This window comes from Streptomyces avidinii, from assembly GCF_045161815.1.
GTDB lineage: Bacteria > Actinomycetota > Actinomycetes > Streptomycetales > Streptomycetaceae > Streptomyces > Streptomyces avidinii.
In genome coordinates this window covers 8,839,778-8,853,439 of sequence record NZ_CP108863.1, presented here as the reverse complement: position 1 = coordinate 8,853,439, position 13,662 = coordinate 8,839,778, and the positions used below count along the sequence as shown (strand labels likewise).

The following is a 13,662-nucleotide window of genomic DNA, read 5'->3' as shown; positions in this document are numbered from 1 at the left end:
GCTTGGCAATACATTGCCCAGTGGTTGGCAGTTTTGGCAATGCGGGGATGCGGCCGCTCCGGCGAGGCTCTAGTTCCTCCCCCCGGGCAATTCCCGGCAACGATCCGCCCCGTCGCCCTTTCGCGGTTCTCCGTGCAGGTCGGGGCGGTTCCCGGGAGTTCCTCCACTGCGTCTCCAGTGATTTCCGAGCGAGTCCCGAGCGGGCGTTGCCAAGCTTCTTGGCAGAAGAGTTGCCAAGAAGAATCAAACAATTGCCACAGAGGAGTCGTCATGAGGAACATCGCCCGCGTCGCCGCCACCGCCGCTCTGGTCTGCGCCGCCGTGCTCACCGCGGGCGGAGCCGCCCAGGGGGACCCGATCGACTGGCCCGTCGCCCCGGCCTCGGCCGACCCGATCGACCGGCCCGTCCGGCCGGGTCCGGCCGCCGGCCCGGCCGTCGCCCTGATCGACTGGCCGTAACCGAAGACGGCTCGAAAGCCGCTGGAGGAAAGGGATGGAAAACATCCACCGCGGCTAGCGTGCGCGACACGGGGGCAGTACCTCCGCCACCGGTGGCAGAAAAACGCCGGGGAACTCGACGAGTACGGAGGGGAGACCGTGAGGATTCAGGTTCTGGGTCCGTTGAGTGCCGAGGTCAACGGGGGATCCATCGTTCCGTCCGCGGGAAAGCCGAGACAGGTGCTGTCGCTGCTCTCGCTGTATCCCGGACGCGTGATACCCGTGCCCACTCTCATGGAGGAGATCTGGGGAACCCAGCCGCCGCAGAGCGCGCTGACCACCCTGCAGACGTACATCCTCCAGCTGCGCCGACGCCTGGGCACCGCGATGGGCCCCGACGCCCCCGGCGGCGCCAAGGACGTCCTGGCCACCCGGCACGGCGGCTACCTGCTCCAGGTGCCCGACGAGAGCGTCGACGTGCACGACTACGAACGTCTCGCCCGCGAGGGCCACAGCGCCTTCGAGCAGGGCGACGACCGGACCTGCGCCGACCGCCTGCGGGCCGCGCTCCAGCTGTGGCGGGGGCCCGCACTGGTCGACGTACGGGTCGGCCCGATCCTCGACATCGAGGTGCTGCGCCTGGAGGAGAGCCGCCTGGTGGCCGTGGAGCGGCGGATCGACGCCGACCTGAGGCTCGGCCGGCACTCCGAACTCATCGCCGAACTCACCGACCTGACCGCCCGTCACCCCCAGCACGAGGGACTCCACTCGCAGGTGATGGTGGCCCTGTACCGGTCGGGGCGGCAGGCCACCGCCCTGGACGTGTACCGCAGGCTGCGGGCCCGCCTGATCGAGGACCTCGGCGTGGAGCCCTCGCCCCAACTGCAGCGCCTGCACCAGGCCATGCTGGCCGTCGACCCGCAGCTCGACGTGATCGCCGGACCGCGGCACACCTCCACGTTCGACCTGTTCGCCGCCTGAGAGCGCTCCCGTCACCGGACCGGGAGCGGAGCCGGGCCGGTCGGGGGGCGGTCAGCGGCGCGGCCCGTGCGCCTCGCCGACCAGGTAGCGGTCCTGGACGAGGTGCGCGGCGAAACTCCACTCCCCCGCCGCCTCCGGCGCGAACTCCTCCGGCGCGAACACCGCCCCGTCCCGCACCTGCCCGTCCTGTACCTGCCCGTCCTGTACCGGCCCGTCGTGCGCCGCCCCGGTACGGGCCGTCCGCAGGGTCAGCAGTCGCAGCAGCCGTGTGCGGCGTTCGTCCTCGGGGAGCGCGTCCAGGACGGCGCTCTCCCGCGCCGGCACCCGGCCGCGCAGCAGCGGGGACCGCAGGTCCAGGTCGGCGGGGTGTGCGTGCACGGCGATCCGCCCGGTGCGGCTGACGCCGACCACGATCAGCTCGCCGGTGTGTGCCAGGGCGATCTCCACGCCCGCGCCGGGCCCCCGTACCAGGAGGCGCCCGCCGGGCCCGCGGCCCAGTTCCACGGTGTGCACGGGCACGTCCAGGGCGGTGGCGGCGGCGTACTTCATCACGTAGCGCGACACGGCGAACCGCAGGCGCCCGGCCGCGGACGGCGTCCCGCGAAAACGCGGCCAGTCCTCCCCGAGCAGCGGGCGCAGGCCCGGGTCGAGGAGGACGGCGGTCAGCCACTGTCCCCAGGTGGTGCAGACGACCGCGCGGCCGGTGTCCTCCAGCCGCTCCCCCGCCTCGTCCCAGGGGCCCTCCAGGCCCTCGGGGCCCTGGAGGTACAGCGGTGCGCGGGGGGCGCCCCCGGCGGGGCGGGCCGGTGCCATCGACGGTCTCCTTCCCGTGCTCATCGCAGGCGGCGCACGGCGGTCCGGGCCCGCCATCCGGCCAGGCGCAGCGTCTCGGTGCTCGCGCGGCCCAGCCAGGTCCGTACCTCGCGGCGGGTCTCGGCGAGCCCGCCCGGCGCGCCCGGACCCTGCGGGTCGTACGCGGCCTGCGGGGCGTGCGGGGCGTGCGGGGCCTGCGGGGCCTGGGGGGTGCGCCGGTCGCGGGGGTCGCGGGGGTCGTGGAGCAGGACCTGCTGGGCGCAGACGACCCGTACGCCGTCCCCGTCCGGGGTCAGGGACCATGCGCCGGTGCGGGCGGCGATCGGGTGGGGGGTGCGGAGTTCCTTGAAGACGATCCGGGCGGCGGAGGGGAAGCACAGGCGGGCGGTGCGGGTGGCCCGGGTGCGGCCGTCGGGGGCGCAGGTGTCTAGGGCGGCGATCTGTACGCCGGGGACGTCCTCGTGCACGTCGGCGGCGTCCACGTGCGGGAGGCGTTCGGGCCAGTCCTCGATGCGGTGGAGGAAGTCGTAGACGAGCTCGGCGGGACCCTCCAGGTGGAGGCTGTCCTCGAAGGACAGCAGGAGCTGGTCCAGGTGCTCCCAGCGTTCGGCGATCGCGCTCAGGTGGGTGAGCCGGTCGGCCGGTTCCGTCTGCCACAGCCGGCGGGTGTGCGCGGTGTCGGCGGCGGGGTGCCGTTCCGGGGTGCGGTCCTGGCGCAGTGTCACCAGGCAGTGGGTGTCGCCGTGGGCCTCGACCGTCCAGGCGCCGGTGGTGGGCAGGCCGGGGCGGGCGGTGTCCTCCTGCTCGAACTCGACGGTCCGTGTGCCGGGGTGCAGGATGCGGTGCAGGTGGAAGGAGCGGACCTGTTCGCCGTCGAGGTCCCACAGCCGCAGGCGTTCGTGGAGGCCGTCGAAGTCGATGCGCTCGACGTGGACGGGGGTGGGCAGCAGGAGGGGCCAGCGCACGGCGTCGGCGATCAGTCCGTAGACCACGCCGGCGGGGGCGGCGATCCGTGCCGTGTGCTCGCTCGTGCGGACGCGCTGCGACGGCATGCCGGGCACCTCCCCTGATCGTGTGTGCGGGTGCGCCCAGCCTGCCCGAGGGGACTCGAGGCTTCCTCAACCCCCGGCGGCCGGGGCCGGGGCCGGGGCCGGGGCGGTGGCCGGGGCGGGGGCGGGGGCGGGGGCGGGGGGGGGGGCGGGGGCGGGGGCGGGGGCGGTGGGGGTGAGGGCGTCGGCCAGGACGCGCCAGATCTCGGCGGCGAGGTCGATGTTGGCGTCCTCCTGGGCCTGTTGGGCCAGGGTGCGCAGTCCCTGGACGCCGGTGGGGTCGCCGGCGAGGATCAGGAGCTGGTGGCGCAGGATCTCCAGGCGGACCTGGCCGCGGTAGGTCATCCTGGGCCGGTCGGCGGCGAGTTCGCCGAGCAGGGCGCGGGCGTCGTCGTAGCGGCCGGTGGCGAAGGCGAGGTCGGCTTTCAGGGCGGTGAGGTCCTGGCGCAGGGCGGGGGTGCCGACCAGGGCGAGGGCGGCTTCGGCCTCCTGGGCGCGGCGCTGTGCGCGGGCGGGGTCGGCGGGCATCTTCTGCAGGTGGAGCCGGCCGGCGGCCAGGCGCAGCCGGATCCACAGGATGAGGTCCTCCTGGCTGCCGAACCGTTCGAGGGCGTCCTGCAGGCAGGCCTGGGCGCCGGGGTAGTCGCCCTGGCGCATGCGGACGGCGGCGGCGGTCCACATGGCCTCGGCGAACAGGGCGTCCGAGCGGCCCCGGACGAGGGCGGTCAGTTCGTCGGCGTGGACGCGGGCCTCGCCGGTGCGGCCGGCCTCGGCCTGGACGGAGACGAGGGCCAGCAGGGCGGTGGCGCGGTCCTCCACGCCGAGGTTCTCGTGCAGGGCGATGCGGTGGGCCTCGACGGCGGCGTCCGCGGCGGGGGTGATCTCGCCGATGGAGCGCAGGCAGCGGGCGAGGCGGGTCAGGCCGCGTACGCGCAGTTCGCTGACGTCGACTTCGTCGCCGAGGGCGACGAGCCGGGTGAGGCAGTCGCGTTCGGCGGTGTGGTCGCCCTGGACGCGGGCGGCGCGGGCGAGGAGCCACAGGGCCTGCCAGCGCAGTACGGGGCTTTCGTGGGCCTCGGCGGCCAGGGCCCGGCGCAGGGCGACGACGGCGTCCGGGGAGCCGGTGGAGGAGGCGAGGGTGAGGGCGTGGGCCAGGGAGCCGGTGGCGGGTTCCTCGAAGTCGGTGCTCGTGAGGCCCAGTCGGCCGGCGAGGTAGCCGACGGCCCGGTCGGTGGGCTGGCGTGCGCCGGATTCCAGGCGGGAGAGGTAGCCGGTGGACATGCCCTCGCCGGCCAGCGCCGTCTGCGACAGGCCCTGGGCCAGCCGGAGCTTCTTCAGGCGGTGTCCGAAAGCGGGCTGTCGCAGCATGGGCGGCGTCCTTGGGGTCGCGGGCAAGGAATCTGTCGGGAACCGGCACCGAGCGTAGGGTCCGCGGCAACGGGCGGGCAAACCTTTGCCACGGGTTCGGGGCCGCTCTCGTCCGGGTTTCGTGCCGGTCTCCTGCGGTTCTCGAGCGGTCCTCGACCCGGCCGAGGCAGACTCTCCAGAATTCCGGCCGCCGCTGCGGCCGGCGCCCTGTTCCTCCCGTGTCCAGCGCCTTGGAGTCGACGATGAGGCCTTCGGTGTGCGCATCCCGCGCGTCCTCGACGCCCGCAGCACACACCGCGGCCCCGGCGGCCGGCCTCCGCTGCGGCGGCACGTCGCGGCGGGAGCGGCCGGACGACGACATCGGCTGGCCGAAGCGGTGACCCGGCCCCGGCCCCCGTGCGGGGCCGGGGCCGGGGCCGGGTCAACGGGCCGTCACGGTGGGCCGGTTACGGCGCCGGGTGCAGGGTTCGGTCTCCCGGCGGGTGCGCCGCCGCACGGACCGGGCGGACCGGGCCGGGGGTGTCTCTTCCGGATCCTGTCGGCGGCGTCCGGCGCCGTGCCCGGCAGGGCGGGGATGGGTGTCCGTGTACTGGACGCCGGACGCATTCGGGCGCCCCGGCAACGCGGCCGGGTGCGGCGCGGGCGTCGCGGGCCCGGCAGGGTCCGGAAGAGACGGCCTGGTCCGGCGGGGAGTCGGGGGGTGTCCCCGTCGCGGATCCCCGTGCCGATGCGGTGTGCCGCGGTGCCGGGCGGCTTCCCCTCCATGCGCAGCGCCCGGGTCCGCGGGGCCGGTCCGGCCCGTACGTCGACCGGTACGGGGCCCTGCCGGCGGATGCTGCGGCTGCGGGCGGGCAGGCACTCGTAGGCGTGGGCGTCCACGGTTTCGGGGGTGTCCGCAGTGGGCGGCCGCCGTCGGGGCGGCGCGGCCATGGCGGGTGCCCGGGCGGCGGCGGAGCGGGAGGGTGCAGGTCGGAACGGTGTGCGGACGAGGGTGTTCACCCCGGGAGCGGGTCCGGGGCGGACGGCCGCGTCGGCCGGGGCGGCTGCAGGGGGGTCGGTGCGCCGGGGGGGGCGGGCAGGGGTGGTTCCCCGGATGTCCTCCATAGGGGGTGGTCACCGGCAGCGGCCGCCCGGGGCGGAGGGCGAGGTGGGCGAGGTGGGCGAGGGCGTGTCGGGGCTTGCGGGTGGCGGGGGCGACGGATCTGCGTCGGCCTCGGCGCCGGGCGGGCCCGGGACGGGTGTGTTCACGGGCTTGCGGTCCCCGGACGTGCGGTGCGGGCGGGGTGGTGGTCCGGCTGCGGTGTGGCTCACCAGCCGATGCGTACGGCCTGTGCTCCGGTGAACTCGGCCTCGGTCTGGTATTCGTGTTCGCGTCCGACGGCGACGAGGCTGGGCAGCAGCAGGGCCCACAGGGCTGCGACCTTGCCCTGGAGTTCGGCGTAGGACATGCCGGTGGCGGACATGGTCTCGATGCCGCAGGCGGCGGCCGCGACCAGGGCCTGGGCGCTCTCCCAGCGGCGGCCCGCCGCGGGGAGTTCGCCCGCGTCGCGGGCGAGGCGCAGCAGGGTGGAGACGGCCGAGATCCATGCGCCGTGGAAGTCGACGACGACGGGCCTGGCTCCGGCGGGTCCGCGGGGGGCGGGCCCGCCGCATTCCTTGGTGATGCGGAAGCTGGCGGGGATCGCCGGTTCCTCGTGGAGGGTCCAGGCCAGCCAGTGGGTGATGTCGATCAGGGCCTGCAGTGGTGAGACGCCGTCCTGGCGCAGGGTGCGCACGGCGTCGTGCAGCAGGGCGCAGCCGCGTTGCTGGACGGCTTCGGCGAGTTCGTCCTTGGAGGCGAAGTGGAAGTACAGGGCTCCTTTGGTGACCCCGGCCGCGGCTGCGATCTCGCCGAGTGTCGCGTGGGCGTAGCCATTGCGGTGGAACATCTCGGCCCCGGCGTGGACCAGCCGCCTGCGGGTCCGTTCCGACCTCTCCTGCACCGAGTCGTCTCCTCTCGCCCCGTCAGAGTCGCGGACTCCCGGCCGTCGGCGCTCTTTCCGTGTCCGGCGGCCGGGCCGGGCCGTGCCGTGCCGTGCCTCGCCGCCCCGTGCGGGGGCGGGTGGGCGTCAGACCCGTACGAGCCGTTCGCCGCCGGGCTCCGCGTGGGTCTCGGCCGGGTTTTCGGGCCCGGCCATCAGGATCGAGCGCTGCAGGCGGCGCAGGGCCACGGACGGCTCCAGTCCGAGTTCGCGCACGAGGGTGGCGCGCAGCCGCTGGTAGACGTCCAGGGCCTCGCCGCGGCGGCCGGAGCGGTGCAGGGCGAGCATGAACTGGCCGTGGAGGTTCTCGTGGGTGCGGTAGCGGGTGACCAGGACGGTCAGCTCGGCGAGGAGTTCGCGGTGGCGTCCCAGTCGCAGGTCGGCCTCGATCCGCTGGTCCAGGGCGCACAGCCGGGTCTCCTCGAGCCGGCGGGTCTCCATGTCGAGCTGGATTCCGCCCTGTACGTCGGCGAAGGCGGGTCCGGACCACAGGGCGAGGGCCTCGCGCAGGAGGCGGGCGGCGCCGGGGAAGTCGCCGGCGTCCATGGCGCGGTAGCCGGTGCCGGCGAGGCGGTCGAACTCGCGGACGTCGAGGGTTCCGCCGCCGCTGCTGAGGAGGTATCCGCCGGGCAGGGTGACCAGGATGTCCTTGGCGGTCCGTACCGCCGCACCCGCACCCGGGGCCGTGCCCGGGGCCGGGCCGGTGCCGGTGCCGGCTTCGTTGCCGGTGCCGGTGCCCCGTTCGAGGGCGCCGGCGATGAGGGCGCGTAACTGCAGGACGTAGGTCTGGAGTGTGGTGCGGGCACTGCGCGGCGGTTCGCCCGCCCACAGTTCCTCTATCAGTGCCGATACGGGTACCACCTGATCGGCATGGAGGGCCAGGAGGGCCAGGACCTGCCGGGGCTTGGGGGCGGTCGGCGTGATGGAGATCCCGTTCTCCCGCACGGCCAACGCGCCCAGTACATCGATGTCCACGCCGTACTCCCCTGTCCTTGGATGAGTACAGCCAGTAGAAAACAGGACCGGCGGTTTGTCAATATCAAACCGGTCGTGCTGTTTTGATGGTCGGTCATGTCCGAGTAACCGTCAAAAACCTTTGCTGGCCTGGGATTTCGGGTGATCGCGGGTTCTGTGGAGCGGCCTCAGGATGCCTCGATCGTTCCTCGACGAGGGTCACAGGAGGGCGGCCGGCCCCGCCTGAAAGAGACCGTTCAGTCTGATTCGGTGTTCCGGGCCGGCGGTGCGGCGCCGCCGGCGGGCGACCCCTGCGGCCGCAGGGCGGCCGGCGACCCCTGCGGCCGCAGGGCGGCCAGGGCGGCGCCGGAGGCGAGCCGCGGCAGCATCAGGGTCCAGAACCGGGTGAGGGTGTGCGGTGCGAGCCAGTCGCGGTCGTAGGCGCCCAGGACCTCCAGCCCCACCGTCGCGGCCACCACCCCGTGCGCCGCGTCCCGGGGGTGCAGCCCCTCGGCGAGCAGGCCCTGCCCCGCCGCGGCCGCCACGACCGCCTCGACCCACAGGCGCCACCGGCGGCGCAGGTCCACGGCGCTGTCGAAGGAGGGGTCCGCGCACAGGGCGAAACCGGCCCGCACCACCGCGTCGTGCGCGAGCAGGGCCATCAGCGCGTGCGCGCCGTCGACCAGCACCTGCAGGGAGCCCCCGCCCGCACCGGCCCCCGCACCGCTGCCCGCACCCGCGCCCGGAGCCCCTCCCGGAGCACTGCCCGGAGCCCCTCCCGGATCGGCGCCCGGGCCGGCCGGGGCCGTGGGGGCGGGCGGCGGCGCTGGCGCGTCGGCCGCGGTGATCTGCCGCAGTGCCCGCTCCGCGCGTTCCTCGACGGCGCGGGCGAGCGCGTTCTTGCTCGCGAAGTGGAAGTGCAGTCCCCCGGCGCTCAGCCGGGCGCGGCGGCTGATCACCGCGATCGACGCGGTGGCGAACCCCTCCTCGGCGAACACCTCCGCGGCCGCACGCACCAGCGCCTCCCGCGTACGGGCCGCACGTTCCTGCTTGACCATGGAGTCTCCACAAACCGCCAACGCGGTTTGCCCAAGGGGGTGTCAAAGATCGTTCCGGTCACAGTCGGCGCCGGCGCCGGAGCGCGGCTCGCGCCCCGGTGGAGCCGGCCGGCCCCACCGGCCCCGTCCGCCTCACGGGCCCCACCGGGGGGCTGTCGGGCGGGGCGCCGAAGTCGCGTCAGGACAGCGCCGGTTCGGTCTCCTGGGCCGTCTGCCGGCCGGGCCCGCGCCGCATCTCCGCGCTCACCCGCTCCCCCCGGTCGCCGGCGATGTCCAGGCGGGCGAGCATCGCGGGCGTCGCGATGCTCGGGCAGATGTGCTGGTAGACGGCGGCCACCCGCTCCTCGATGTCGCTGCGGTCGCTCAGGGTCTGCGAGTAGATCTGCGCGCCCGTCCAGCAGGCGGAGAGGATCCAGGCCGTCTCGGCGGGATCCACGTGCGGCAGCAGCTCGCCCTGCTCCTTCGCCCGGACCAGCAGGGTCCGCGTGAACTCGATCCAGCCCGGCACCGAACCCCCGCCGAAGATGTCGCGCATGCCCGGCCCCAGGGAGAGCCGGGCACCCGCGCTGAGCATGGGCTCGCGTTTCATCCGGTACGCCAGCACCATCGCGACGTCCACGAGTTCCTGCAGCTTGCTCTCCCGGTCGGGCACCCCGCCCTCGGCGAACTGCTCGTCGAGGACGCCCTGCGCCAGCTCCTGCTTGGAGGAGAAGTGGAAGTACAGGGCGCCCTTGGTCACGCCCGCCCGGGAGAGGATGTCCGCGATGGTGGCCGCGTCGTAGCCGCGCTCGTCGAAGACCGCCGCCGCCGCTTCCAAGATCGCGCGACGCGTACGTACCGCACGCTCCTGCCGTGCCACCGGTGCCTCCGTTGTCCATGGTCGAATACGGCCGGATCCACCGCGCGGATCCACCGCCCCATTAAAACCAACCAGAAGGTCCGATTCTTTTCAAGCAGGCCAGGCGTCACCCCGACGCGGTCAATCGGCCAACGGCGCCCGCGGCCCCAGCACCACGGGCAACTCCCGCAGCCCGTTGGAGATGAACGACTGGACCCGCGGCAACTCCTGCGCCCCCGCCAGAGCCGCCTGCGGGAACGTCTCGAAGAACCGCCGCACCGCCACCGCGCACTCCATCCGGGCCAGGGTCGCGCCCAGGCAGTGATGCGTACCGAACCCGAAGGACAGATGCTGCCCCCGCGTCGCGCGCAGCACGTCGAAGCGCTCCGCGTCCGCGCCGTGCACGGCGGGGTCGCGCCCGGCCGACCCGAACGAGATCAGGATCGGCTCGCCCCGCCCGATCACCACGCCCTCGCCCATGTCGATGTCCTCGACGGCGAAGCGCAGCAGCCCGTAGAAGGCCGGCGGCTCGATCCGCAGCGCCTCCTCGACCACGTCCTCCCACGAGGCCAGGCCCCGGCGCACCAGCGCCAGCTGGTGCGGGTTGCGCAGCAGTTCGTGCAGGGCCGTGCAGATGAGGTTGACGGAGGTCTCGTAGCCGGCCGTGAAGAGCAGGATCAGGCTGTCGACGAGTTCCTTCTCGCTGAGCCGCGCCCCCTCCCCCTCCCCACCGGCACCGTTGTCGGCACCGTTGTCGGCACCGGCAGCGGTGGTGGTGGTGTCGCGGGCGGCGATGAGTGCGCTGGTCATGTCGTCGCCGGGATGCTCGCGTCGGTGGGCGACCAGGTCGGCCATCGTGACGTCGAGGTCGGCCGCGTTGCGCTGGGCCTGTTCGGCGGTGATGTTGGTGTCGAAGAACGCGTTGATGATTCTGTGCAGGGGGGCCCAGGAGCGTTCCGGGATCCCGAACAGCTCGAAGACGATCCGGGTCGGCAGCTCGTGCGCGAACTGCGTGCGCAGGTCCACCGGGTGGCCGGGCTCCAGCGCGGCCAGGTCCTTCAGGAGCTCGCCGACGACCTCCTCGATCCTGGGGCGCATGCCGGCCGCCCGGCGGGCGGTGAAGGCGGCGGCGGCCGGTCTGCGCAGCCGGGTGTGCTCACTGCCGTAGGCGGTGATCATGTTCTGCACGGAGACCCAGATCGCCAGCGGCCAGCCGGCGTCGACCTCACCGCCGATCCAGGCCGGCCAGTGGCGGTAGGCGTCCTTGGAGACGCGCGGGTCCACCAGGAGGCGGCGTATGTCGGCGGAGCGGCCCACGGCCCAGGCACTCACCCCGCCCGGCAGCAGGACCCGTGTCGCGGGCGCCTGTTCACGGACGAGCGCGGCCTCGGCGTGCACGTCCGCACCAAAGGCGTCGATCGCAAAGGGGCACTGACGGTTCATCTCGAAACTCTCCAGGATGGACGGCGGCAGATCGGCGACGGGGTGCAGCGGCGTGTCCACACCCCGTATTCCAAAACCGCCCATCCGGTTTCTGTTTCACCGGCGGCGGCCCCGAGTCTGGCACGGCCCGCCCCGCATGCCAATGGTTTTCGGGACCCGGCCGCCCGCCCGTCGCCCGTCCGAGTCGCCCTGGGCGGCGCCCGGTTGAACGGACGGCGCCCGCACCCTGTCCGACCGGCGCATATGACCGGAAGGGCGGTTCTCACTTGGGGCGGTGGCGTGCGCGTCCCGCAGGGCCGCGCCGTGTCGGATATCCGCTGGTCCAGGTCCTGGGAGCCGTCCCGGGGGCACTCCCTCCGGCCGGCCGGACCGGTGCGGGGGCCGCATCCTGCCCGGCTGAGCTCCTTGCAAACAAAACCGGAGAGTACGTATCTTGCGTCTCGCGAGCGCAACCCGTCCCAACCGTCGAACGGCTCTGCGGGAGAAGTCATGACCATGCTGACGATCGGAAAGAACGCGCCCGTCCTGCCCCTGCCGGGGGTGGAACAGCCATGGATGCGCTGCAACGACGCCCGCGGGCTGACCACCACCGTGCCCAGGGAGTACGTCCACCGCAGCTCACTGGCCGAGGTCTTCCTGACCGGCTGCGAACGCACCGGCGAGGACACCTTCTCCCTGCGGGGACAGTGGCCCCGCGCCCACACCTTCTTCACCAGCGCCGACGGCACCGGCCACGACCCGGTCCAGGCCGGCGAGACGATCCGCCAGGCCGGCCTCTACCTCTGCCACGCCGTCTACGGCGTCCCCCTCGGCCACAACGTCCTGCTGTGGAGCCTGGACTTCACCTCCCGCCCCGAACGGATGCGGATCGGCCGCGGCCCCAGCGACCTCGACATGAACGCCGTGTGCACCGACTTCGGCTGGAAGGGCAACCGGTTCTCCGGCTTCCTGCGCGTGGACATCCGCCGCGGCGGCCACCTCGCGGCCTCCGGCACCGCCCGCTTCAGCTGCGTCGCCCCCGCCACCTACCGCCGCCTGCGCGGCGACCGCGGCCACCACGCCCCGATGCGGCCACTGCCCCGCCGCGCACCCGTCGCCCCCACCGCCGCGGGCCGCCTGCTGCCCTTCGACGTGGTCCTCGCCCCCACCGACCGCACCGGCCGCTGGCAGCTCAGCCCCGACCTCGACCACCCCATCCTCTTCGAACACGCCAACGACCACCACCCCGGCATGGTCCTCGTCGAAGCCGCCCGCCAGGCCGCCTGCGCACTCCACACCCCCGCCGCCTTCACCCCCACCGCCGTCGCCACCGAGTTCCACCACTACGCCGAACTCGACACCCCCTGCTGGATCGACGCCACCCTCACCGCCCCCGGCCACGTCACCGTCACCGGCCACCAGGACAACCGCACCATCTTCCACTCCACCATCACCGGCACCACCACCGCCGCCTGAAACCCCCCACCGACCGGAACCCACACCGGACCGGCACCAGGACGGGCCGGGGACACCGGGACGGGCGCACCGACGGACGGAGGGACCGACGGACGGGCGCACCGGCGGACGGAGGGACCGACGGACGGACGGACGGGGGGACCGGCGATCGGGCGCCGGGACGGGCCGACGGGGCCGGACATCGGGACGGGCGCGCCGACGGATGAGGGGACCGGCGCTCGGGCGGGCGCCGGCCCGGGTGGGGACGGGTCCGTGGGCGACGGGCATCGGGCCCGGACAACATGCCGGGCGCCCGACCGGACACCGGGACGGGTGCAGGGACGGCATCCGTCCCGGACATCGGGACGGGCGTGCCGACAGGTGTGGGGGACAGCCATCGGGCCCCGGAAATGGGGACGGGTCTGTGCGGGCGGGCGCCCGGCCCGGACAACATGCCGGGCGCCCGGCCGGACACCGGGACGGGGAACGGGACGGCATCCGTCCCGGACATCGGGACGGGCGCGCCGACGGATGCGGGGGCGGGCCTGCCGACGTGTGTGTGGGTGGGGAGGACAGTCATCGGGCCCGGACGTGGGGACGGGCGTCGCAGGACCCGGACGTCGAGCCGCGCGTCCCCCAGGCATCGGGACGGGTGTCGGGACCGCGTCCGGCCCGGACATCGGGACGGGCGTGTCGACGGATGCGGGGGGGCCGGCGTCGGGCCCGGACGTGGGAACGCCCGTCCCCCGGGCATCGGGACGCGTGGTGGGCCGGACACCTCCCCTCCCGCCAGCCGGCACTCACGCCCCGACCCCACACCCGGCACCAGGCGGCGGGACACCGGCCGTGGGGACGAGCCTCGGGCCCGAATGTCGCGCCGGACAGCGGGAGGGGTGTCGGGCCCGGACATCGGGACGGTGTCGGGACGGACAGCTCCCCCAGCGGCAGCCGGTGTTCGCTCCACAACCCGGCCAGGTACCAGGGGCGGGCGCGCCGAACACAGAAGTGCCCGGCCAGGGTGCGGGACCGGACCTCGGCCCGGACGCCGGCCCAGGCACGGCCCGGGCGCGGGCCGGACACCTCCCCTCCCCGCCACCCGGCGTTCACGCCAAAACCCGGCCCGGCACCAGAGCAGACGGGTACCGAACAAGGAAGTACCCGACCCGGAAGCCGGGCCGGGCATCGACCAAGGCCTGGGGCCGGGGGCGGAACGGACACGGGCCGGGCGTGTAGTCCGAGCGCGGGCCGGGCTGGGCCGGACCACT

Annotated in this window: 11 protein-coding genes; 3 read left to right on the top strand and 8 right to left on the bottom strand. The window is 74.4% G+C overall.

The features are described from left to right. Positions 1 to 270: 270 nt before the first annotated feature. On the top strand, positions 271 to 459 hold the full coding sequence (locus OG373_RS40305) for a hypothetical protein (RefSeq protein ID WP_405435185.1): 189 nt from the start codon (positions 271 to 273) through the stop codon (positions 457 to 459). 138 nt (positions 460 to 597) lie between these two features. Next, complete coding sequence (locus OG373_RS40300; RefSeq protein WP_405435186.1) at positions 598 to 1,419, top strand: BTAD domain-containing putative transcriptional regulator; 822 nt, start codon at positions 598 to 600, stop codon at positions 1,417 to 1,419. Between the two features lie 51 nt (positions 1,420 to 1,470). Here OG373_RS40300 and OG373_RS40295 read toward each other — a convergent pair whose 3' ends face one another. From OG373_RS40295 to OG373_RS40260, 8 genes are all read right to left on the bottom strand, one after another. After that, entirely contained in the window at positions 1,471 to 2,232 is a 762-nt protein-coding gene (locus OG373_RS40295; RefSeq protein ID WP_405435187.1) for a hypothetical protein, read from the bottom strand. Between the two features lie 20 nt (positions 2,233 to 2,252). Next, positions 2,253 to 3,284: an SRPBCC family protein gene (locus OG373_RS40290; RefSeq protein ID WP_405435188.1), complete on the bottom strand. Its 1,032-nt coding sequence runs from the start codon at positions 3,282 to 3,284 to the stop codon at positions 2,253 to 2,255. Between the two features lie 66 nt (positions 3,285 to 3,350). Continuing rightward, positions 3,351 to 4,649: a helix-turn-helix domain-containing protein gene (locus OG373_RS40285; protein ID WP_405443881.1), complete on the bottom strand. Its 1,299-nt coding sequence runs from the start codon at positions 4,647 to 4,649 to the stop codon at positions 3,351 to 3,353. A 1,307-nt stretch (positions 4,650 to 5,956) separates the two neighbouring features. After that, positions 5,957 to 6,631 (bottom strand): ScbR family autoregulator-binding transcription factor, encoded by a 675-nt coding sequence (locus OG373_RS40280; protein ID WP_397738508.1) that lies wholly within the window; start codon positions 6,629 to 6,631, stop codon positions 5,957 to 5,959. A gap of 126 nt (positions 6,632 to 6,757) precedes the next feature. Continuing rightward, a complete protein-coding gene (locus tag OG373_RS40275) occupies positions 6,758 to 7,645 on the bottom strand; it encodes a BTAD domain-containing putative transcriptional regulator (protein WP_405435190.1) in 888 nt (295 codons plus the stop codon). A 236-nt stretch (positions 7,646 to 7,881) separates the two neighbouring features. Next, positions 7,882 to 8,682, bottom strand: coding sequence for a TetR family transcriptional regulator (locus OG373_RS40270; protein WP_405435191.1), 801 nt, complete (start codon positions 8,680 to 8,682; stop codon positions 7,882 to 7,884). 178 nt (positions 8,683 to 8,860) lie between these two features. After that, positions 8,861 to 9,541 (bottom strand): ScbR family autoregulator-binding transcription factor, encoded by a 681-nt coding sequence (locus tag OG373_RS40265; RefSeq protein WP_405435192.1) that lies wholly within the window; start codon positions 9,539 to 9,541, stop codon positions 8,861 to 8,863. Positions 9,542 to 9,661: 120 nt separating this feature from the next. Then, complete coding sequence (locus tag OG373_RS40260; RefSeq protein WP_405435193.1) at positions 9,662 to 11,023, bottom strand: cytochrome P450; 1,362 nt, start codon at positions 11,021 to 11,023, stop codon at positions 9,662 to 9,664. Between the two features lie 429 nt (positions 11,024 to 11,452). Between OG373_RS40260 and OG373_RS40255 the strand changes: the two genes are divergently transcribed. Next, positions 11,453 to 12,418 (top strand): ScbA/BarX family gamma-butyrolactone biosynthesis protein, encoded by a 966-nt coding sequence (locus OG373_RS40255; RefSeq protein ID WP_405435194.1) that lies wholly within the window; start codon positions 11,453 to 11,455, stop codon positions 12,416 to 12,418. Positions 12,419 to 13,662: the final 1,244 nt, after the last annotated feature.

Excerpts from the sequence above, each read along its gene's own strand:
- OG373_RS40295 (WP_405435187.1), bottom strand. The coding sequence starts at position 2,232 with ATGGCACCGGCCCGCCCCGCCGGGGGCGCCCCCCGCGCACCGCTGTAC.
- OG373_RS40270 (WP_405435191.1), bottom strand. The coding sequence starts at position 8,682 with ATGGTCAAGCAGGAACGTGCGGCCCGTACGCGGGAGGCGCTGGTGCGT.
- OG373_RS40305 (WP_405435185.1), top strand. The coding sequence starts at position 271 with ATGAGGAACATCGCCCGCGTCGCCGCCACCGCCGCTCTGGTCTGCGCC.
- OG373_RS40255 (WP_405435194.1), top strand. The coding sequence starts at position 11,453 with ATGACCATGCTGACGATCGGAAAGAACGCGCCCGTCCTGCCCCTGCCG.
- OG373_RS40290 (WP_405435188.1), bottom strand. The coding sequence starts at position 3,284 with ATGCCGTCGCAGCGCGTCCGCACGAGCGAGCACACGGCACGGATCGCC.
- OG373_RS40285 (WP_405443881.1), bottom strand. The coding sequence starts at position 4,649 with ATGCTGCGACAGCCCGCTTTCGGACACCGCCTGAAGAAGCTCCGGCTG.